A 19,431-nucleotide genomic window follows, 5' to 3' on the forward strand; every position below is an offset into this window, starting at 1 on the left:
AGTGGTACCAGGGCCCGCCGACAGAACCCAACATGTGGGCCCCGTACAACGAGCAGGGCAGGGCCGCCTGGCTCGACCTCACCACCCGTGCCTGGCGGGCGCCCACGCCCCCACCGGACCGGACCGGCGCCGAGTACCACCTCGACGGCCGGTTCGTCACGGACATCCCCGGTCTGCACTGCGCAATCGCCGAGGCCCTGCTCGGACCCGGCCGCTACCTCGGCCGGGAGTGGAACGCCTTCAAAGACTGCCTGATCGGCGGATTCGGAGTGGCCCCGCCCTTCACCCTGACCTGGCACGACTCCCAAATCGCACGCCGCGCACTGGCGGACGTCGTAGAGGATCCGGAGGGCCGGCTCTCCTACTTCGAGGAGATCGTGCAACTCCTCGAAGGGCGCGGCGTCACGGTCGTGCTCCAGTAGCCGCAGACGGAAGGCTCTCCACCTGGGTGGAGAGCCTTCCGCGCCTGAGTAACAGTCAAGGCCACTGTATCGGCCGGACACCGGCCTGTGGCAGCCCGAAGACCCTCACACATTTGTGTGGGGGGAGACCCGGAAGGCGCGGCTCGGGAGGGACGGAAGGGCCCCATCAGTCCCTCCGGGTTTCGGTCCCTCGCCGGTGCTGCTCACAAACATGCAGGTCAGAGCATTCCCACGGTCCAAGGGGAGGGACCGGAGGGACTGAAGGGACCGAACTTTCCTGTTCCACTGATTACGCGTGCGTGTGTATGCGTACGCGCGTAAGAAGACCCCTAAAACGCTGGTGCGCTGATAACAGGGACTTCTCAGTCCCTTCAGTCCCTCTCGCGGCACCTGCGGGCTTCTGACCTGGGTTTTTCTTTGAGGGACCGAAGAGGGACCGAAACGCTGGGTCCCTCCCGAGAGTCCCTGCCGCCGGCAGGCGCCCCTGCAGGCCCCGAAGGCGACACGCCCGGGGCGGGAAACCCGTGGTTGCCGACGCCTTGCTGAGGAACCCTGATGGGTGCTGACGCCCAAGGGACCGAAGGGACTGAAAAACCGATACAACGAGACGAGGAGCACCGCCCCCTGAGGTAGGCTCAGGGCCTCATTCGAAAACTCGGTCCCTTCAGTCCCTCCCTGAGCCGTGATAGCCCTTTGACCAGTGCTTTTGCCTCAGGGATCGAACAACTGCTGGGTCCCTCGACAAGGACGATCCGAGTGCCAGGCCAGGGCGACACGACCAGAGCAGCGTCATCGGGGACCATCAGTCCCTTCGATGTCGCCATGTGGTGCGCCGCCCAGGGCTGGCCCGTGCATCCTCTGGCGCCCGGCCGCAAGACGCCGGCCGCCAACTGCGCGTCCTGCCGGGAGCACACCCACCCCCCGCAGGCCTGCCCCTGTACGGAAGCAGGCAAGTGGTGCCACGGCTTCCACGCGGCCACCACCGACAGCGCCCGCCTCAGCGCCTGGTGGGGGGAGCAGGCCTCCTTCGGCGTCGGCGTCTCCTGCGGGCCCGCGGGGCTGGTGGTGCTCGACGTCGACGCCCACAGTGCCGAAGTACCCGAACGCGACCGTCTCCTGCCCGGCATCGCCATCCACCGGGGCGTCAACCTGGACGGCCTTGCCTCCGGCTTCGACACGCTGGCACTGCTGGCCGCCTACCGCAGCCGGCCCAACCCCGTGCGGGACGAGTCGACCCTGCGGGTCAGGACCCCCTCCGGCGGCCTCCACATCTGGTACCGGGTCACCGAGCCCGGGGTGCGCTACCGCTCCTCCACGGGTTCCAGCCCCAAGGTGGCCCTCGCCTGGCAGGTCGACGTACGGGCCGTCGGCGGCTACATCGTGGCCCCCGCCACCCGCACCCCGGCCGGTGCGTACGAACCCGTCGGGCCGGCCCGGCTTCCCGCCCCGCTCCCTGACTGGCTGGCCGCCGAACTGACCCGCACCGGACACGTCGTCGACGACGGCCCCGCCCGCTCCACCGCCGCCGCCACAACGGCGCCGCGTCCGGCCCCGAGGCCCGACAGCACGGGCGCCCAGCGCCTCCTGGAGCCCTTGCTGGTCGAGGTCCACGGATGCGCTGCCGTCCCGCAGGGAGCGAGCTTCACCGAAAAGCTCAACCGGGCCGCCTACACCGCCGGGGGCCTCGTCGCCGCGGGCCACCTCACCGACGCGGAGGCCCGGGACCTCTTGACCGCGGCCGCCGACGAAGCCCGACCGCACCAGAGCCACCGTAGCCTCGCCATCATCAACTCTGCCCTGTCCGCCGGTCTCCACCGGCCGCTCCACCTCAAAGGACGCCCATGAGCAGCGCCGACGGTCCGCGTTTCGACGCCACTGCCGCCGCCCAGCAGATGCTCGACCTCGAAGGCCACCTGCCCGCCCCGAACCTGCCCGCACAGCAGGGCACCGTCACGGTGCACGAACAGGCCCGCCAGTCGGGGCAGCTGCCGGGTCTGCTCAGCGACCGCGGGAACGCGAAGCTGTTCGCGGTGATGTACGGCGACCAGTTCCGTCACGTCGAGGGCCTGGGCTGGTACCACTGGAGCCAGTACCGCTGGAAGCGCACCGGGGGAGAGAAGGCCGCGGTGTGGGCGGCGGGGGACATGGCCGAGCAGATGCCGCACTCCGACCCCACCGGACTGTTCAGCGACCGCGAACTGCTCCTGCACCGGCGCCGCTCGATGTCGACCCCGGGCATCAAGGCGATGCTCACCCAGGCGAAGGCCTCGCCCGCCCTCGCCCTCGACCCCGACGTCCTGGACGGCGACCCCTACGTCCTGTGCACCCCGTCCGGCGTCGTGGACCTGCACACCGGCCGGATCCGCAAGCCCGACCCCGAACGCGACATGCACTCGCGGGCCACCAGCGTCGCCCCCGAGGCCACCGAGACCCCGCGCTGGCACCGCTTCCTGACCGACACCTTCGGCGACGACGCCAAGGGCACGGAGACCATCCAGTTCCTCCACCTGCTGCTCGGCTACTCCGTCACCGGGGACGTCGGCGCGCAGGTCCTGCCCTTCCTCTACGGCACCGGCGCCAACGGCAAGTCCGTCCTGCTGGACGTCATGACCCAGATCCTCGGCGACTACGCGCAGGCGGCCCCGCCCGGCTTCCTGATGGAGAAGGGCAAGTTCTCCGAGCACTCCACCGAGCTGACCGAACTCCACGGCCGACGCATCGTGGTGTGCAGCGAGCTCAAGCCCAACGACAAGTTCGACGAGTCCCGGGTCAAGCTCCTGACCGGCGGCGACCGCATCATGGCGCGCCGCATGCGGCAGGACTTCTTCTCCTTCACCCCCACGCACAAGCTGTGGCTGCTCGGCAATCACCGCCCCGAGGTCGCCTCGGGCGGGCACGCCTTCTGGCGCCGGATCCGGCTCATCCCGTTCGAACGGGTCGTACCCGCCGCCCGCAAGATCGACAACCTCGCGAAGGAACTCGTCGACAGCGAGGGCCCCGGCATCCTGCACTGGCTCGTCGAAGGCGCCCAGCACTACCTGCGCACCCGCGACCCGCTCACCGGACCGTCCTCCGTCCGCGTGGCCACGCAGGCGTATGCGACGACGGAGGACCACATCGGCCGCTTCCTCGCCGAGTGCTGCACCACCGAGCCCGGCCGGAGCGGCGGCGACCTCAGGGTCGAGCAGGGCCTGCTCTACGGCGCCTACAGCGCATGGTGCAACGCCGGCGAGGGCATCCGCCCGGCCACCGCCCGCGCCTTCGCCACCCGCGTGCGCCAGGAACTCTCCCTCGCCTCACCGGCCGACATGATGAAGTCCAGCGGCAAGAAGTACTATCCCGGACTCGCGCTCCTGGCCGATGACGACCCGGAATCCTCATATGTCTAGACCATGCCGCCTACACGCCCGTCGCCCATCTCTCTACGATGGACTCGGTCCCGCTCCCCGGGACCCCGCCCGCCAGACCCACCCAGGCCCGCACCCGGCCGCCGACAACGAAAAGGGGCCGCAGCCATGAGCTCGCTGCTGAACGAGAGCGACCTCCTCCACGAGAACACCGTGGTGTGGCTGGAGAACCCCGAACAACTCGACTACGTGCGCCAGGCCCTGGACAAGACCGCCCGCCGCCGCGGCAAGCCCCGCTACGCCCGCGACGGCCGCATGGTCGGCTACACGGAACTCGACGAACACGCCGAAGCCGACCCCGACAGCGGTCTCCAGCTCCGCCGCGTCTTCTTCCTCCTCCCGCACGACCGCGACGCCCAGCCCGACGGCCTCTACCAGGCGGGCGCCCCGGGCGAAGCGGTCGACCCCCGCACCATCGAACCGCGCCGGGTGGGGGAGAAGACCCCCCGCTCGCAGGGCAGCCGGGCGGGGAAGATAGCCGCCACCGGCGCCAGAACGGCGTAGCACCGACCGGGCCGCCCACCGACGGGCGGCCCGGGCCCATGACCCACGCCCGGCTTCCGCAGATCGATGCCGATCGCCCGCTTCCCGGCCTGCGGGGGTGGGTACGTGACCGGGCCCCCGTGCGTATGTCCGCACGAGGGCCCAGCGGGTGGAGTGCCTACGGCCTGCGGGGGACATCGGGGTCGCGGTCGGGATCTGCGGCCCTGGCCGCCGCACGGGCCAGGATCACGGGGGCGTCCGTGTCGTCAGGGGCGGTCACGGTCGCGTTGACCGGCCCCGTCGCAGGGTCGTAGCCGAACGTGTTGCGCGGGAGTTCTACAGGCATGTCCACGTGCTGGAACCTCCGTACTGCAGATAGCCGTTGACGGGCGTTCCGTCCGAGGCCGTGGCGTAGCCGCGGGCTTCGAGGCGGTAGGACTTCCGACCGTACCCGGCGGGGTGGTTGCACCACACCATGAAGATGGTGTCGTTGTGCTGGCCGGTGGTCTCGGGGCCGACGATCGAGCCGGTGATCCGGGACCATCCGCCGTTGTTCCAGGCGAACTGGCCGTTGGTGTGCTGGACGCGGAACGATCCGGAACAGTCCTGGTTGGTGGTGCCCTGGAGGTCGCCCAGGTTCCAGTCGCGCAGGCCACCGACGTACAGCGTGCAGAGCAGTGCGGCGGTGCCGTTGGGCTGGGCTGCTGCCGTCTTGCCGGTTTTGGCGGCTTCGGCGGCACGGGCGGAGTCGACGAGCTTCTTCGGGAGGTAGTTCGCGGGGTCCTTGGCCTTGGGGTCCGACAGGTCCAGGGTCGGCGACTGGTAGGTGTTGCCCGCGCCGTCGTACCCGAAGTGCATGACCTTGCCGGTGGTCGGCTTGGCGGTGGCGCCTGCCGGGGAGGTGGCGGCTTTGGCGTCGGCGGACGGGGCGGGCGCGGATGCCGTGGCTCCGCCGGCCAGGGCGCCGACGAGGCCGAGCGCGATTCCTGCTGTGGCCAGCGAGGAGGTCAAGCGCATGGGACAGCTCCTTGTGCCGCGAGTCGCGGGTGCCTGGTGCACCCGGTGCGGCGGCAACTGCCAACGAACGTAAGCGACTTGTGGCCATGGGCTCGCTCCGGAAAGAGCCATGGCCCGAACCGTGCGTAGAATGTCCGATTCCGGGTCGTTCGGGCGGCATCACCCAAAGTGGAGGGAATCCGTCCCCGGCTGGACGGGGCTTGTCGAACATCTGTCCGGGCACGGCCGGTTCGGACTTCTCTGGATCGGCCGCGACCGACGGTGGCGTGGCGCTGTGGTCCATTCCCTTCTCGTGGGCTCGCCCATAAGGCGGGCGGATATCGGGAGCGTAATGGGCAGATATGCGGAACGGCGGAATGCGCGATAACGCAATACCGTCAGCCGTCGTGGATTCAGTCGTCGTAGGGGCATGGATTCAACAGGTAAGTCAAGACTTACCTTTGGGGAGCATTGTTCGTATGGTGTGGCTCTCGAACCGAAGGAGCCCCTCTGTTGTCGAAAATGAATGATCCCGCTGAGCGTGCAGTTGAATCGGAGCGGGATTATGTGTCCTCCTTGTATGAGTTGCTCACCGAGCGGATTGCCGAGGCGCGGGGACACCGGGCGAGTGTGCTGAAGGCACCAGCGGACAGCGCCGGTGAGGCATACGAGAGAGAAATCGCAGTCGAGCGTCTGGCCAATGAGATCGGTCGGCTGGAGGGCGCCGAAAAGGGGCTGGTCTTCGGGCGCATCGACTGGACGGACGGCACGGCCCTGCGCATCGGGCGGATCGGACTGCATACGGAAGAGGACGACCTGCCTCTGCTCGTGGACTGGCGCGCGAACGCGGCGCGGCCCTTCTACGAGGCGACACCGGTCCACCCGATGGACCTGCGCCGGCGTCGGCACCTGCGCCTGGAGGAGCGCACGGTCATCTCGGTGAGCGACGAACTGCTGGACGGGACCGCCCCGACCGACGAGGACGTCGTGGGGGACGGCCCGTTGACCGAGGCTCTGTCGGCACGGCGTACGGGCAGGATGCACGCGGCCGTCGCGACGCTCCAGGCCGAGCAGGACGAGGTCGTCCGCTCCGCCCACCGCGGCGTGACCGTGGTGCAGGGCGGGCCCGGCACCGGCAAGACCGTGGTCGCCCTGCACCGGGCGGCCTACGTCCTGTACGCGTTCCCGCGCGCCGCGGAGGAGGGCGTCCTGGTGGTGGGCCCGAACTCCCGGTTCCTCGACTACATCTCCCAGGTCCTCCCCTCGCTCGGCGAGAACGACGTCGTTCTGGCGACCTGCCGGGAACTGGCCGGAGTGCCCACGGACACGGTGGGCCCGTTCGATACGGCACGCATCAAGGGCAGCTCCGACCTCGCCGACGCCCTGGCCGGTCTGCTGCGCGTCCACCAAGCCCCCGCCGGTGACTTCACCGTGAGGGTCGGACAGGAGCTGGTCCACCTGCCCGACGGGGAAGTCGCCGCGGCACGCGACGCCGCCGTGGCGGCCGCACCGGGGCACAACCCCGCGCGCCAGGTGTTCCGGGAGCTCCTGGTCGACGCCGTCACCGACGCGATGCAACGAGACATGGGCGACCTCCTGGAGCAGATCGACGCCGATGCCGAAAGGATGACGGGCCTGGACCTCGACCGGTTCACCGGAGCCGCCCAGCGCCGTGTCGAAGGTGCGGCCGACTCGGGTCCGGTCCATGAGCTGGACCTGGACGCCATCCGAGCCGATCTCCTCGACGACGCCGGCTTCGACCGGGCGGTCGAGGTGTTGTGGCCGCGGCTGGTACCCGGTGACCTCGTGAAGGCGCTCCTGACGAACGCCGACGCCCTCGCCGAGCACCTGCCCCGCCTGACCGCGCAGGAGCGGTCCCTTGTGCTGCGCGGTCCGCACGAACCGTGGACCGATGCCGATGTGCCGTTGCTGGACGAGGCGGCGAGCCTGGTCGACGGCCCCCCTGAGCGGACGTACGGGCACGTCGTCGTCGACGAGGCGCAGGAACTGACCGCCATGCAGTGGCGGATGATCGTCCGCCGCTGCCCGGCGAGGGCGATGACGCTGGTCGGTGACTTCGCCCAGGCAGGCCCGGTCACGACAGCGGGCGACTGGAAGGAAGCACTGAGCCCCCACGTCGGACCGCGGTTCAAACTGCACGACCTGACCGTCAGCTACCGCACCACGCAGGAGATCCTGGAGAGCGTCCGGGACCTGCTCACGCGGATCGCTCCGGACCAGAAGCCCACACGGTCCCTGCGAAGCGGTGAGAGCCCTCGCACCGTGACCGCACCTGCGGACGGGTTGGTCACCGCCGTCGTTCAGGAACTCCGAGCCCAGAGCACCGCGCACCCGGGCGAGCTTCTGGGAGTGATATGCGCGGACACCAGGGTGGGCGAGCTGACGGACCACGGCATTGCCGACCACGCACGCATCGTGCCGGCGTCCGAAGCACGCGGCCTGGAATTCGACGGGGTCGTCGTCATGAACCCCGAGGAAATCATCACGGCCCGCCCCGGTGGGGAAAGGGACTTGTACGTGGCCCTGACCCGGGCCACCAAGCGCCTCTGCACCATCACCGTCCAGCCCGCCTGACGACTCGGTGCCCGCGTTGTCGCCGCGGGCGCACCCGCCGCGGTACGGACACCGGCCCGCGCGACACGCGGGTTCGGTCGCCGCGCGGACCTCGTCGTCGCCGGTGTCCACCCGACCACCGCGGAACGACCGCGCGCGGGCAGCGGGCAGCGGGCAGCGGGTACGGGTACGTACCCGTACCCTAGAGGAGTGGGAAGGAGCACCACGATGTCCGATGCCAACGTGAGGATCCCCGAGGAAGCCAAGGACAGGCTGGCCGCGATCGCCGCCGCCGAGGGACTGTCCCTGCGCGCCTACCTGGCCCGGCTGGCCGAGACGATGCTGACGCCGGCCGAGCGCGCCGAGCGCGCGGAGAAGGCGCGGGCCGCGTTGCGGGCCTGGAACGGCTACGCGCCGACCCCTGCCGAGCAGGACGAGCTGGATGACGAACTCGACCGGCGTCTTGCGCGGGTGCAGCGCCCGTGAGCGAAGCGATGCACATCGTGCTGGACGAGACGGCGATGGCGGCGGCCGGGCAGGGCAACGTGCTGGCCTCCCGCCTGATCCACCGCGCCCACGCCGAGACCGGGTGGTTCCTCTACGCCCCCTCGTGCGCACTCGTCGAAGCCGACCGGGCCCGCCCCGGCACCGCCGAGCACCTGGCCGCCCTGCCCGGCATCACGGTCCTGGACCTGGACCTGCCCGCCGCCCTCGCCCTGGCGCAGCAGGAGACGTGGGCTGCCGCGCACAGCCAGCACGCCGCCCAGCCCACCGTGGACCGGCCCGACGGCGCGATCGTGGCCACCACCGCGCCGAAACGCTGGGAGGGCCGGCCCGTCCGGATCTTGGACCTCACCCCGTGAGCGGGCGGGTGCGTCCTCACTGATCGTGGTGCTGGACCGCCTGCCGTGGCAAGGCCCGCGCCCTCCAGCCCTCCGGCGCTCCGACCCGGCGCAACGCGGCACAGGAACGCCCTGCTGCCATCGGCCCGCACGTAGCTCCGCGAGGCCACCGGACCTGCCAGATCGTCCGCGTACCGATCCCGCTCTGCGCATCCCCGTACCGGCCCCCACCGAACGCGGACGGACCGCCGTGCGGATCGCAGCAGCCGTCCACCCAGCGGCTCCGCCTGGTCGGAATGCGAACAGCACCTCCCCGGCGCTGGCGGGGTAACCGCTCGCCACCGACTTGCTGTCGCCCGGTATCCGGCTCCTGGCCTGACCCCTTGACCCCTCCGACCTGCAGACGTTCCAGCAGCCATCTGGACGACCGACCTCTGATCGCGGCAAGCGTTCGCTGCGGCCAGGAAATGGTCGGGCGGAAGAGCGGCCCCATCGAAGTCGCACATCTGGGGCCCGTGACCGCTTTGGAGCGGCCGGTCCGTCCTCGCGTCCACCGGTCCAGGCAGTGCTCGCTCACAGCCCGGTGGCCAGCCAGATGGTCACGGACGCCGTGGCGATGAGCCCGACGTTGAGTGTGACCGAGCGGTCCTCGCCGGTCAGGTGGACGGCGACCGCACCCGTCTGCAGGAGTACGAACCCGATGGCCGCAGCCGACGCCGACCAGAGGGCGATGCCGGTCAACGGCGGCAGGACCAGCCCGAAGGCACCGAGTATTTCGACCGCCCCCAGCGCCCTGACGGCGGCCAGGGGCATGCGGTCGACCCAGGCCATCATCGGTCGGAGTCGGTCACGGCTGCGGACCACCTTCATCGTGCCCGCGTAGAGGTAGAAGAGGGCGAGCAGTCCGGCGACGATCCAGTAGGCGGTGTTCATGATTTCCGTTCTCGGGCCACCGGTTCTCGGGAGCCCGTCGATTGCGTCCATTGCCGGAAAGGCCCCGGGCAGCCTCGGGTCGGGGGAGTGCGGCTCGGGTTCCCGCGGGCTTCAGGTGGAGTCGGTGGCGGGCTCGGTCGCGTAGCGGCTCATCGCGTCGATACCGGCCTGTGGCGTCATCGGCCGGCCGGCGGCGAGCACGTCCTGGAGGTCCCGGAAGTACTGCACGTACAGATCGGGGGTGAACGTGCTGAGCATGACGGCGGGACGGTCGGTCGGGTTGGCGAAGGTGTGCGGGGTGCCGGGCGGCACGATCACGAGCGTGCCCGCCGAAGCGTCGTGGTCCTCGTCCCCGACGGTGAACCGCACGGTGCCGGAGAGGATGTAGAAGCCCTCGTCGTGTCCGGCATGGCGGTGCTGCGGCGGTCCCTGGGTGTGCGGGGCGAGGACGGACTCGGCGATCGCGAGGCGGTGCCCGGTGTGGCTGCCGTCCTCAAGGATGCGCATGCGGGTGGGGCCCAGGAGGATGGTCTCGCCGTCGCCGGGACCGACCACCGATACGGCGGGGGAGGCCTGCGGCCGGCTGTTCTCTGCTTCTTCGGTCATGTCCACCAGTGCACGGCCAAGACCCCACGGCTGTCCAAGACCCATTCCGCAACGCCGATGTCCCGTGGGTATCGTTGCAGCGTGGAGCTACGGACCTTGCGCTACTTCGTGGCCGTCGCCGAGGAACTCCACTTCGGCCGGGCCGCCACCCGACTGCACATGAGTCAGCCGCCGTTGAGCCGGGCGATCAAGCAGTTGGAGGCCGACGTCGGGGCCCTGCTGTTCGCCCGATCGACCGCCGGCGTCAGCCTCACACCGGTCGGTACGATGCTGCTCGACGAGGCGCGGGCGCTGCTCGACCATGCCGACCGCGTCCGCCTGCGCGTGAGCGCGGCGGCCGGGGTCGCGGGCATCACCGTCGGCATCCTGGGTGACGGCACCGACCCGGCAGCACTCAGGCTGGCGGCCGCATACCGCCGACGCCACCCCGGCATCGACGTCCGCATCCGCGACACCGACCTGACCGACCCGACCTGCGGGCTGCGCACCGGGCTGGTCGACGTCGCCCTGACCCGGGCACCGTTCGACGAGACTGCCCTGACGGTGCGTGAGCTGCGGGCGGATCCGGTCGGCGTGGTCCTGCGCGCCGACGATCCGCTGGCCCGGCACGACCGACTACGGCTGGCCGACCTGAACGACCGCCGCTGGTTCCAGTTCCCGCGGGGGACCGATCCCGTCTGGCAGTCGTACTGGAACGGCGGCACATCGCGTGAGGGCCCAGTGGTGCGCACCGTCCGGGAATGCCTGCAGGCCGTGCTGTGGAACGGCACGGTCGGCCTGGCCCCGCTCGGAGACGACCTGCACGCGGAGCAGCTGGCGGCGGTGCCGCTGATCGACATGGAGCCGAGCCGAGTGGTGGCGGTGTGGAAGAAAGGCGACGTCAACCCGTTGATCCGATCCTTCATCGAGACCGCGACAGCCGCGTACCGAGACTGAGCTGCGGCAATCAGCGCTGCCCACAGCTCGTGAACGAGACCAGCGCGTGGGTGCTGCTGCTCAGCGCCTCGTCTCGTACCTGGTCAGGACCACGCCGCCGGGAAACGTCCGCGTCTCCACCAGGTTCAGGTTCACCCAGCTGTCCAGCGCGGTGAAGAACGGCGTGCCGCTGCCCACCAGGACCGGATGGGTGGCGATCGCGTACTCGTCGATCAGCCCGGCGCGCATGGCCGCCCCGGCGAGCGTCGCGCCGCCGATGTTCACGGGGCCGCCGTCCTCGGCCTTGAGCCGGGTGATCTCGGCGATCGCGTCGCCGGTGACCAGGCGGGTGTTCCAGTCGACCTTGTCGATGGTCGAGGAGAACACCACCTTCGGCGTGTCCCGCCAGTTCCGCGCGAACTCGATCTCCGCCGGGGTGGCGCCCGGCTGCTGATCGCCGGTCGGCCAGTAGGAGCTCATCGTCTCCCACAGCTTGCGCCCGTACAGCGACAGGCCGCTCGCCTGCTCGTGGTCGAGCCACCACTGGAACAGCTCGTCGCTCGGGGGTCCGCTCCAGCCGATGTCGTCGCCGGGCGCGGCGATGTAGCCGTCCAGGGTCAGGTTCATGCCGTAGATCAGTTTCCGCATGGCCCAGCCTTCCGTCCGTGGGTGTCCGGCGTATATACCAGCGCGGCGCGGGAAACCCATCGGTGCGCGATCCGGGCTCGCCGGTGGCCCTTGTGCTCGGGGCACAGCGTGCATGAACCGCAGCACGGGCTCCCAGGTCGCGAAGTCGTGCAGCGAGGGCAGCGGGGGTCTCTGATCAACCATGCGCAGACCGTACGCGGAGCCGCTGACAGTGGAGGCGGCCAGGGCCCCGCGCCAACGGGCCGGCTCCGGGAGCCTGACCGTGCTTCCGTTCCGTCCCGATCCCCGCCTCGGTGCTCGGTGCTCGGTGCCGAAGTCGGCGGGCGGCGGAGTCAGGTGGCCCAGGGCAGCCGTAGGGCCTCGATGTCCGTGTCGTTGAGGAGGGCCTCGACGAGCGGAGCCGGGCCCGCGACCTTGGTGGCCCACAGGTCGTAGTCCGTGCAGAGGATCCAGGACCGGTCTCGCGCCCAAAGGTTGGACGGGCTCCAGAAGTCCTCTTCGGGGTGGTCGTAGAGCACCTTGGCGTCCCCGAGTACGCCGGTTCGGACGTGCAGGTCGTCGAAGTCCTCGGCCGCGAGCAGCAACGGGCTGTAGTAGGCCAGACAGGGAGTGTCGGCGCCCTGCGGGGTGTGCTCGGTGAGGACGTCGATCAGGCGGTTCCAGTCGGCGCGGTCCATGCGCCCCTCGGACGGTGACAGGATGCCGACCGGCCAGGCGCGTTCGATCGAGGGGAAGGAGGTGTGACACGGCAGTCTTCCCTCAGGCACCACCGGATCACCGGTCCGCTGCGAGAGCTCCGCCCACCGCAACCGGCTCCAACGCGGTCCGGGGTCCTCGCCCGCAGTGGGTGCGAACACGTCCGCGGGGTCGTCGAACACGTCCGAGGGGTCGAGCCCCGGGATGATCTCGGACCCGCCCCCCATCAGTACAGCGCGCCGGTACTCGACGAACGACATGCCGGTCGGCCCGAGCTCATGCTCGTGCATGGAGTGGAGCACCCAGGCCGCATCGGGCAGTGCCGGTGGCATGAACCCGGTGAGTCCGTCGTCGGAAGTCAGGTCCCGCAACCAGTCGGTCTCCGACCCTTCGGCTTGCGAGGGCCCGGTGAGCGGCCAGCGTACGGTCGCCAGAGCGGCGGCTGTCTCATACATCCGCTCAGAATCGCATCCCTCCCGCCTGCGGCGCGGCGTCCGGCGGTACCCCAGGGCACCGCTGGACCGCAATGACGGGCTGCGCTCCTGGGTGGCAGCTGCGCCGGCGGGCCGGGCATGGCCCACCTCAGGGAATTCCTCGAAGCCTCTACGGCCGGCCCCCGAGCAGTACCGCCGACGCTGCCGCCGCCCCCTCTACGTCCATGAAGGTCAGGCGTAGCGGCAGACGGTCACGCCGGCTGCGGCACCGCATCCCATCTTCGTGTAGTTCTTCTGGACCATGTTCCAGTAGTGGCCCCAGTTCCTGTAGCTGGGGTCGTCGGTGTTCCAGTTCGGGCCGGCCGCATCGTAGGCGGCCTTCTCTCCGGCCCACTGGGAAACGGCCTGGGACGGTCCGGCGCTCGACATGTTCTCGGCTCCGTTGTTGAAGCTGTTGTCGTGCGCGAGCCCACTGGCGTGGGAAGCGGGGTTGTCGGCCCATCCCTGCGCGCCCGAGGCGAGACCCGCGTCCCAGGCGATGTCCGGCGCGCCTTCCTTCTGGCGTATTGCATTGGTGTCGCTCAGGAGGGCCGCCTGGTCGGCGGGGCTGACCTCGGAGGGAAGGCCGGCCGAAACGGCGGCGGAGGCCGTTGAGCCCGTCCCCAACATCATTCCTCCGGCCATCAGCGTTGCCGCAATGGCGATGGCGCGACGGCCTGTACGAGAAAGTCTTGTCACTGCGACTCCCTGGTCGCACGGAAACAGCGGAGAGTGCCGGCGCGGTCACGACCGTCAACCGTTGTGGGAGGGGGCGACACGGCCGGCAAGCGCGATGGTGACTGGGCCATCCATCGGCGACACGGTGTTCTCGAAAGGGCGGCCCATGGCCGCCTCCCCTGCAGCCAGCGTATGTCCAGGTGACGGGGGTGGCGACCGGGGCTGCGGGGCAGAGACCCGGCACGACTGCTCCGGCGTGGGCGGGCGAGTGGCCATGTAGGCGAGTTCCGAGAACGTGGTCCGCGGATCTCGGCACTGTGCCTGCTGCGGATCGGCGACGTTCGCTGGGGCCTGGGGCCTGGGGCCTGGGGCCTGGGACGGTTCGGCAAGGGTCGGCTGAAGGGCACGGGAGGCCAGGGCCGCGCCGATGAAGTGGACTTGCGGATGGTCGCCGCACAGCGGCGCGACACGTGGAAGGCCGCCGAGCTCCAACTGGTGCCGGCCGGTGCCGGTTTGGCGCCCTTGGCCGGCAAGACGTCCCGTCTGTGGTTCGGGCGCCCGCTGACTGTCCGTCTGGCCGACCTCGACATCCTCTGCGAGGTGCTGGACTGTGCGGCAGCCGACCTCCTCGTCAGGGAGAGGGCCGGCGTCCGGCCTGAGACCGCGACACGGGAGGGTCGGCCGCGACCCGAGCCCGCGCCGAACAGCAGCCTCTGGCCTGACTCCGCCCCGGCCGGCTCGGCCGACCGAAGCCTGCGACGTGGTCAGAGATGGCCGTTGAGCCAGTCGCCCGGGATGAGGTCACGGAAGCGGTCGAGGTCTTCTGCCGTTCGGCCGCGGGCAAGGATGGCCGTGCCATCGTCGTCACGCAGGAGGACGTCCCGGCCCAGGAACCACCGGATTGCGTGATCCTCCTCGCCGATGGGGCAAGCGGGAAAGGGCAGTCGGGCGGCGTTCTCCTCCAGCAGCGCGATGCTGTCGTCATCCGGGTCGAGGAAGTCGCAAAGCCCTTCATCGGCATGCAGGGACTCCGACAGCACGATCTCGACGAAGCACAGGGAAAGACGCTCCAGCCATTCCTCCCACCGCTCGGCGCCCTTGTCGGCAAGGTCGGGCCGAATGACCACCGCGGGGTCGTCATCTCGGAGGTTGTCGAGGAGGATGCCCCACGATGCGGCCCCCTGGTTCTCGTGGCGGAAGACCAGGGCCTGATCGGCATCGTCCACATACAGCTCGGCGGGGCCGAGCAGCACATCGTGATTGCCGGTGAGGTCCCGACGGCGCCCGAACAACAGATAGGCCTCGCGCAACGCCGTCGGCAGCGGGACCCCCAGCCGCTTCTCGGCAGCGACCAGATCGGCCTCCGCCCACCCGTCACCGCTCTCCAGGGCACCAGCCCAGTGGGCAGCGAAGCCCTGGACGAAGCTCCACGCACCATTACGGTTCTCGACGCCTCTGGCAAGAGACGACGCAAGTTCGAACCTTTGTGTCATGCCAGGACGATAGCCGTCCCGTTCGTCAAGCCCCTCCACACCCCGACACGCCGACGAAGCGTGCTCGGAGCTCGACGTCATCCTTCCCCGGCTCGGTGTCGACCGTTCCCGTCTTGTGTCGACCAAGCCGTTCGGCCGGGCGTGGCGAGGCGTCGACCTTGTTCTTGAATGGTCGCTCATGTATTTTCGTGCCATGCCCCGACCCCGCGAGTTCGAGCCCGACGCCGTGCTGGACCAGGCCATGCTGCGCTTCTGGTGGCAGGGCTATCGGGCCACCTCGATCGAGGACCTCGTGAAGGCGACCGGGGTGAAGCCCGGCAGCCTCTACAGCGCGTTCCCCGGCGGCAAGCGCACGCTGTTCCTCAAGTCGCTGGAGCGCTATTCCACGTTGGTCGTTCCTCAGAAGCTCGGCGAACTGGCGGCGCCCGGCGCCTCGCTGGCCGAGCTGCGCGGCTATTTCGACGGATTGGTGAGCGACCTGCTCGGTCCGGAGGGCCGACAGGGGTGCCTGCTGGTGAACACCGCGATCGAGAACGCGGCCGAGGACGACGAGGCCGCCGCCGTCGTGCGCGGGCATCTGGCCCGCCTGGAGCAGTGCATGGCCACGGCCCTTCGCAACGCTCGCGACGCCGGCGAGGTGCGCGCCGCGGTGGACCCGGGCGGCAGCGCCAGGCTGCTGGTCGCGACGAGCCAGGGGCTCATGGTCGTAGGGAAGGCGAACCCCGATGGGGCGGTACTGCGCGCCATCGTCGACAACGCCTTCGCCGTCCTCGTCTGACAGCTCCACCCGGAGCCACCGCATGCGGTGGCTCTTTTTCGGCCCCAATAGATGAATGACCATTCAAGAACGGAGCCCGCTCGATGAAGGCCATCGTCATATCCGCCTACGGCGCCCCCGAGGTACTGCACATCACCGACCTGCCCGACCCCGAGCCCGCACAGGGAGAGGTGCTGATCCGCGTCAAGGCGTTCGGCATCAACCACGCCGAGGCGTACATGCGCGCGGGCACCTGGGGGGATGTCGCCGCCGTCCCGGGGATCGAGTGCGCGGGATCGGTCGAGGCCGACCCCTCGGGCCACCTCGCTCCCGGAACCCGAGTCGTGGCCCTCCTCGGCGGCATGGGCCGCACCCGGAACGGCAGTTACGCCGAGCTGGTCACGGTACCGGCCACCAACGTGGCCGTGGTGCACTCGTCACTGGGATGGGCCGAGCTGGCGGCGATTCCCGAGGTCTACGCGACGGCGTGGAACGGGCTGTTCGGCAACCTCGCCCTGCACCCGGGCGAGCGGGTCCTGGTGCGCGGAGCGACATCCTCCCTCGGCCAGGCCGCCGTCAACCTCGCCGTCGCCCACGGCGCGAGCGTACTCGCGACCACCCGCCACCCCGCGCACGCGCCGCTGCTGAAGGAACTCGGCGCCGAGGAGGTCCTCATCGACGACGGCCACCTGGCCGCCCAGGTCAACAGCAGCAGCCGCGACGCCGTCGACGCGGTGTTCGATCTCGTCGGCAACAACGTCCTGCGCGACTCCCTGGCCACCGTCCGCCCCCGCGGCCGGGTCTGCCAACTCGGCTTCCTCGGCGGCTTCGAGCCCGTACGCGACTTCAACCCGATCACCGATCTCCCCACCGGCGTCCAGCTCAGCTTCTTCGGCAGCGCCTTCGTCCTGGGAAGCCCCGAATTTCCGCTCGCCGACGTTCCGTTCGACGAGATCTACGCCAAGGTCGAGTCAGGGGAGCTGCCGGCAAGGCCGGCCCGGGTCTTCCGCTTCGACGAGATCGTCGAAGCCCACCGGATCATGGAAGCGGGTGAGGCGCTGGGCAAGATGACCGTCACCGTCGACCCCGGGCTGCCTTCCCCGCAGTCGAAGCCGACCGCAGCCTCTCCAGCCTGAACGGGTGATCCACATCAAGACTGCGGGGCCCGGAACACCGCACCTGATGTCCTACGGCGTCCTACCCCGCGTCGTTCCGGCCCGCAGCCCGGCCCGGCCGACCGGCGACCCCCCGACCCCCGACCCCCGACCCCCGACCCCCCGACCCCCGACCCCCGGCCGCTGCCCCCGCTCACACCGAAGTGAGGTCCTGCACCAGTCGCGTCATGAGCGGGGACGGATCCACCTCCAGCTCACGGCGCAGCAGCCGCTGGTACTCCTTGTAGCGCTTCACCGCGCAGGCCGTGTTGCCCTCCGCGATGTGGATCTCGATGAGGATGCGGTGCGCCGTCTCCCGGATCGGGTCGATCTCGGTGGCCGTCAGCGCCGTCTGCAGCGCCGCCAGGTACTCCCCGTCCCGCCGCAGCCTCTGCGCCAGGCCCTCCAGGGCGTGCAGCCGCACCTGGTCCCAGCGCTCCCGCTCCAGGACGAGCCACTCGTCCGGCCAGCGCGGCAGCAGCTCCTTCCCGAGCACGGCCGAAAGCGCCTCGGCGCGGGCGGGAGGCAGGCCGTCGCCCGTCGCGTCCCGGGCTGCCCGCCACCGCGCGCCGTGCAGGTCCACGTTCACCAGAGGGGCGAGCAGCAGCCGGTGGTCCACGCACTCCACCATGGGCAGGGGAGCCGTGCGCCGCGCGTGGCACAGGGCGGTCCTGAGGTTCGCTGACGCCCTGCTCGGGCTGCCGTCGGGCCACAGTCGCTCGGCTGCCGCACCCCGGTACACACCGGCCGTGTGCAGGGCGAGCAGCGCCAACAGGCGCTGTGTCCCGGAAGGGAGGGGGATGCGGCATCCGGCGTACGAGAGCTCGAAGGCTCCGAGCAGTTCAAGGTCTACGCCGTTCGAAGACACATCCCTCACTGTGCAACCGGCCGGTGGACCACGCATCCGCACCCACCCCCTCAGCTGCCCCCACAACCGCCCCGATGCCCCTCTCCCGCGCCGCCCGCCGGATTTCCGCGGCGCTCCGGGCACCCTGCGGTCACGGGTCTGACCGGCGTACAGACGCTCCCGCAATGGTCCGGAAACGCTCCGAAGACGCCGTGACGACGACGTTTGGACATTACGGGTGACGGACCGGGGACGAGGCCCTCCGACGCTCGTACTCGGCATGACTTTCGGTACGCGGTGCCCACGGGCACGGAAAGCAGGTCCGAGATGAGACCTCGGGACGTCCTGGGGGACCTCGGCGCACGGCCGGACGCACCGTTCGGGGACCCGCGCGTCTGCGTGGCCCTGCTCGACGGCCCCGTCGACCTGTCCCACCCCTGCTTCGCGGGCGCGGACCTCACGCGGCTGGACACCCTGGTCCAGGAGCCTGCCGGTCAGGGGCCGATGTCCCGGCACGGTACGCACGTCGCCGGCCTGATCTTCGGCGGCCCCGGCACTCCCGTCGCCGGACTCGCCCCGCGCTGCCGCGGCCTGCTCCTGCCGGTCTTCCGCGACGACGGCAACGGCCGGGTGCCGCAGCTCGACCTGGCCCGCGCCATCGAACGGGCCGTCGAGGAGGGCGCGCACGTCATCAACATCAGCGGCGGCGAACGCGCCCCCGACGGACAGGCCGACCCCCTCCTCGACCGCGCCCTGCGGCTCTGCGAGGACCGCGGAGTCCTGGTCGTGTCCGCCGCCGGAAACGACGGGGCCGACACCGTCCAGGTACCGGCCGCCGTCCCCTCCGTCCTGGCCGTCGGCGCCGCCGCCGCCGACGGCCGGCCGCTGGACATCAGCAACTGGGGCGCCGCCTACCGCACCCACGGAATCCTCGCCCCCGGGCAGGACATCGAGGGCGCCGCACCCGGCGGCGGCCTCGCCTCCCTGACGGGAAGCAGCTTCGCCACCCCCCTCGTGACCGGCACCGCGGCGCTGCTCGTCGCGGCCCAGCTGGCCGGCGGCGGGGCGGCGGACCCGAAGGCCGCCGGGCAGGCGCTGATCGCGACGGCGACCGCCCCCGGCGACTGCGCCGACCCCGAGGCCCCGGCCTGCAGGCGCGGGCTCGGCGGCAGCCTCGACACCCCCCGGGCGTACGCCCTCATCACCACCAGGAAAGAGGAGACACCCGTGACCACTCCCGCTTCCGCTCCCGCTCTTGTTCCCGCTGCCCCTCCGGTTCCGCAGGAGGCCCCCGCGCCGCCGGCCGTCGCCCCCGCCTCCTACGAGGCCCAGGCCCCCGCGCCCACGGCCCCCGGTGCCGTCCCGGTCGCCGCATCCGTGCCGGTCGCCGCCGGTGTCACAGCCGACGGCGGCGCACTTCCCCCGCCGCCGGTGGCCCCGCCCCCGCCGACTGCCCCGCCCCATGTGCAGGGCGCGGGCCCAGACGCCGTCCCACTCGGCCAGGCGC

The 19,431-nt window shown here is 70.7% G+C and carries 20 protein-coding genes; 11 read left to right on the forward strand and 9 right to left on the reverse strand.

All coding sequences use genetic code 11. The features are described from left to right. From ACEPPI_RS34475 to ACEPPI_RS34490, 4 genes are all read left to right on the forward strand, one after another. A partial coding sequence (locus ACEPPI_RS34475) for a barstar family protein (protein WP_373919203.1) occupies positions 1-422 on the forward strand: 422 nt, incomplete at its 5' end. Positions 423-1,244: 822 nt separating this feature from the next. Beyond that, positions 1,245-2,267 (forward strand): bifunctional DNA primase/polymerase, encoded by a 1,023-nt coding sequence (locus ACEPPI_RS34480; protein WP_373919204.1) that lies wholly within the window; start codon positions 1,245-1,247, stop codon positions 2,265-2,267. After that, positions 2,264-3,811 (forward strand): phage/plasmid primase, P4 family, encoded by a 1,548-nt coding sequence (locus tag ACEPPI_RS34485; protein ID WP_373919205.1) that lies wholly within the window; start codon positions 2,264-2,266, stop codon positions 3,809-3,811. Before ACEPPI_RS34480 ends, ACEPPI_RS34485 begins: the two co-directional genes overlap by 4 nt. A gap of 126 nt (positions 3,812-3,937) precedes the next feature. Then, the gene (locus ACEPPI_RS34490; RefSeq protein WP_266846447.1) at positions 3,938-4,333 is read left to right on the forward strand and encodes a DUF6009 family protein; all 396 of its coding nucleotides are present in this window, start codon (positions 3,938-3,940) and stop codon (positions 4,331-4,333) included. A gap of 157 nt (positions 4,334-4,490) precedes the next feature. On the opposite strand, the gene ACEPPI_RS34495 is transcribed toward ACEPPI_RS34490, so the two are convergent. Beyond that, on the reverse strand, positions 4,491-4,664 hold the full coding sequence (locus ACEPPI_RS34495; protein ID WP_373919206.1) for a hypothetical protein: 174 nt from the start codon (positions 4,662-4,664) through the stop codon (positions 4,491-4,493). Next, on the reverse strand, positions 4,649-5,329 hold the full coding sequence (locus ACEPPI_RS34500; RefSeq protein WP_373919207.1) for a hypothetical protein: 681 nt from the start codon (positions 5,327-5,329) through the stop codon (positions 4,649-4,651). The genes ACEPPI_RS34495 and ACEPPI_RS34500 overlap by 16 nt, the downstream gene beginning before the upstream one ends. Before the next feature lie 546 nt (positions 5,330-5,875). On the opposite strand from ACEPPI_RS34500, the gene ACEPPI_RS34505 reads away from it, so the two are divergent. The 3 genes from ACEPPI_RS34505 (at position 5,876) to ACEPPI_RS34515 (ending at position 8,745) form a co-directional block, all read left to right on the forward strand. Next, positions 5,876-7,903 carry an ATP-dependent DNA helicase gene (locus ACEPPI_RS34505; protein ID WP_373919208.1) on the forward strand — a complete coding sequence of 676 codons (2,028 nt, stop codon included), beginning with the start codon at positions 5,876-5,878 and terminating at the stop codon, positions 7,901-7,903. A 207-nt stretch (positions 7,904-8,110) separates the two neighbouring features. Continuing rightward, positions 8,111-8,368: a hypothetical protein gene (locus tag ACEPPI_RS34510; RefSeq protein WP_373919209.1), complete on the forward strand. Its 258-nt coding sequence runs from the start codon at positions 8,111-8,113 to the stop codon at positions 8,366-8,368. Continuing rightward, positions 8,365-8,745 carry a hypothetical protein gene (locus tag ACEPPI_RS34515; RefSeq protein WP_373919210.1) on the forward strand — a complete coding sequence of 127 codons (381 nt, stop codon included), beginning with the start codon at positions 8,365-8,367 and terminating at the stop codon, positions 8,743-8,745. Before ACEPPI_RS34510 ends, ACEPPI_RS34515 begins: the two co-directional genes overlap by 4 nt. A gap of 552 nt (positions 8,746-9,297) precedes the next feature. Here the strand turns inward: ACEPPI_RS34515 and ACEPPI_RS34520 are convergent. Both ACEPPI_RS34520 and ACEPPI_RS34525 read right to left on the reverse strand, forming a co-directional pair. Then, complete coding sequence (locus tag ACEPPI_RS34520) at positions 9,298-9,657, reverse strand: DoxX family protein (RefSeq protein WP_373919211.1); 360 nt, start codon at positions 9,655-9,657, stop codon at positions 9,298-9,300. Between the two features lie 111 nt (positions 9,658-9,768). Further along, the gene (locus tag ACEPPI_RS34525) at positions 9,769-10,263 is read right to left on the reverse strand and encodes a cupin domain-containing protein (RefSeq protein WP_373919212.1); all 495 of its coding nucleotides are present in this window, start codon (positions 10,261-10,263) and stop codon (positions 9,769-9,771) included. A gap of 57 nt (positions 10,264-10,320) precedes the next feature. On the opposite strand from ACEPPI_RS34525, the gene ACEPPI_RS34530 reads away from it, so the two are divergent. After that, a complete protein-coding gene (locus ACEPPI_RS34530; RefSeq protein WP_373919213.1) occupies positions 10,321-11,199 on the forward strand; it encodes a LysR family transcriptional regulator in 879 nt (292 codons plus the stop codon). Between the two features lie 60 nt (positions 11,200-11,259). On the opposite strand, the gene ACEPPI_RS34535 is transcribed toward ACEPPI_RS34530, so the two are convergent. The 4 genes from ACEPPI_RS34535 to ACEPPI_RS34550 form a co-directional block, all read right to left on the reverse strand. After that, a complete protein-coding gene (locus tag ACEPPI_RS34535; RefSeq protein ID WP_373919214.1) occupies positions 11,260-11,826 on the reverse strand; it encodes a dihydrofolate reductase family protein in 567 nt (188 codons plus the stop codon). A gap of 332 nt (positions 11,827-12,158) precedes the next feature. Then, on the reverse strand, positions 12,159-12,977 hold the full coding sequence (locus ACEPPI_RS34540) for a hypothetical protein (RefSeq protein WP_373919215.1): 819 nt from the start codon (positions 12,975-12,977) through the stop codon (positions 12,159-12,161). Positions 12,978-13,187: 210 nt separating this feature from the next. After that, a complete protein-coding gene (locus ACEPPI_RS34545) occupies positions 13,188-13,622 on the reverse strand; it encodes a CAP domain-containing protein (RefSeq protein WP_373919216.1) in 435 nt (144 codons plus the stop codon). A gap of 815 nt (positions 13,623-14,437) precedes the next feature. Further along, complete coding sequence (locus ACEPPI_RS34550; RefSeq protein WP_373919217.1) at positions 14,438-15,166, reverse strand: SMI1/KNR4 family protein; 729 nt, start codon at positions 15,164-15,166, stop codon at positions 14,438-14,440. Positions 15,167-15,359: 193 nt separating this feature from the next. Between ACEPPI_RS34550 and ACEPPI_RS34555 the strand changes: the two genes are divergently transcribed. Continuing rightward, positions 15,360-15,944 carry a TetR/AcrR family transcriptional regulator gene (locus tag ACEPPI_RS34555; protein WP_373919218.1) on the forward strand — a complete coding sequence of 195 codons (585 nt, stop codon included), beginning with the start codon at positions 15,360-15,362 and terminating at the stop codon, positions 15,942-15,944. An 83-nt stretch (positions 15,945-16,027) separates the two neighbouring features. Then, the gene (locus ACEPPI_RS34560; protein ID WP_373919219.1) at positions 16,028-17,059 is read left to right on the forward strand and encodes a zinc-binding dehydrogenase; all 1,032 of its coding nucleotides are present in this window, start codon (positions 16,028-16,030) and stop codon (positions 17,057-17,059) included. Positions 17,060-17,231: 172 nt separating this feature from the next. On the opposite strand, the gene ACEPPI_RS34565 is transcribed toward ACEPPI_RS34560, so the two are convergent. Next, positions 17,232-17,945, reverse strand: coding sequence for a BTAD domain-containing putative transcriptional regulator (locus tag ACEPPI_RS34565; protein ID WP_373919220.1), 714 nt, complete (start codon positions 17,943-17,945; stop codon positions 17,232-17,234). Between the two features lie 306 nt (positions 17,946-18,251). Between ACEPPI_RS34565 and ACEPPI_RS34570 the strand changes: the two genes are divergently transcribed. Then, on the forward strand, positions 18,252-19,431 hold a 1,180-nt coding region (locus ACEPPI_RS34570), incomplete at its 3' end, for a S8 family serine peptidase (protein ID WP_373919221.1).

The organism is Streptomyces sp. AB3(2024) (genome assembly GCF_041862025.1).
Lineage (GTDB): Bacteria > Actinomycetota > Actinomycetes > Streptomycetales > Streptomycetaceae > Streptomyces.

Bases quoted from the DNA above. Each gene is read 5' to 3' on its own strand.
- ACEPPI_RS34540 (WP_373919215.1), bottom strand. From the start codon at position 12,977: ATGTATGAGACAGCCGCCGCTCTGGCGACCGTACGCTGGCCGCTCACC.
- ACEPPI_RS34510 (WP_373919209.1), top strand. From the start codon at position 8,111: ATGTCCGATGCCAACGTGAGGATCCCCGAGGAAGCCAAGGACAGGCTG.
- ACEPPI_RS34525 (WP_373919212.1), bottom strand. From the start codon at position 10,263: ATGACCGAAGAAGCAGAGAACAGCCGGCCGCAGGCCTCCCCCGCCGTA.
- ACEPPI_RS34550 (WP_373919217.1), bottom strand. From the start codon at position 15,166: ATGACACAAAGGTTCGAACTTGCGTCGTCTCTTGCCAGAGGCGTCGAG.
- ACEPPI_RS34485 (WP_373919205.1), top strand. From the start codon at position 2,264: ATGAGCAGCGCCGACGGTCCGCGTTTCGACGCCACTGCCGCCGCCCAG.
- ACEPPI_RS34480 (WP_373919204.1), top strand. From the start codon at position 1,245: ATGTGGTGCGCCGCCCAGGGCTGGCCCGTGCATCCTCTGGCGCCCGGC.
- ACEPPI_RS34530 (WP_373919213.1), top strand. From the start codon at position 10,321: ATGTCCCGTGGGTATCGTTGCAGCGTGGAGCTACGGACCTTGCGCTAC.
- ACEPPI_RS34500 (WP_373919207.1), bottom strand. From the start codon at position 5,329: ATGCGCTTGACCTCCTCGCTGGCCACAGCAGGAATCGCGCTCGGCCTC.
- ACEPPI_RS34490 (WP_266846447.1), top strand. From the start codon at position 3,938: ATGAGCTCGCTGCTGAACGAGAGCGACCTCCTCCACGAGAACACCGTG.
- ACEPPI_RS34535 (WP_373919214.1), bottom strand. From the start codon at position 11,826: ATGCGGAAACTGATCTACGGCATGAACCTGACCCTGGACGGCTACATC.
- ACEPPI_RS34520 (WP_373919211.1), bottom strand. From the start codon at position 9,657: ATGAACACCGCCTACTGGATCGTCGCCGGACTGCTCGCCCTCTTCTAC.
- ACEPPI_RS34555 (WP_373919218.1), top strand. From the start codon at position 15,360: ATGCCCCGACCCCGCGAGTTCGAGCCCGACGCCGTGCTGGACCAGGCC.
- ACEPPI_RS34560 (WP_373919219.1), top strand. From the start codon at position 16,028: ATGAAGGCCATCGTCATATCCGCCTACGGCGCCCCCGAGGTACTGCAC.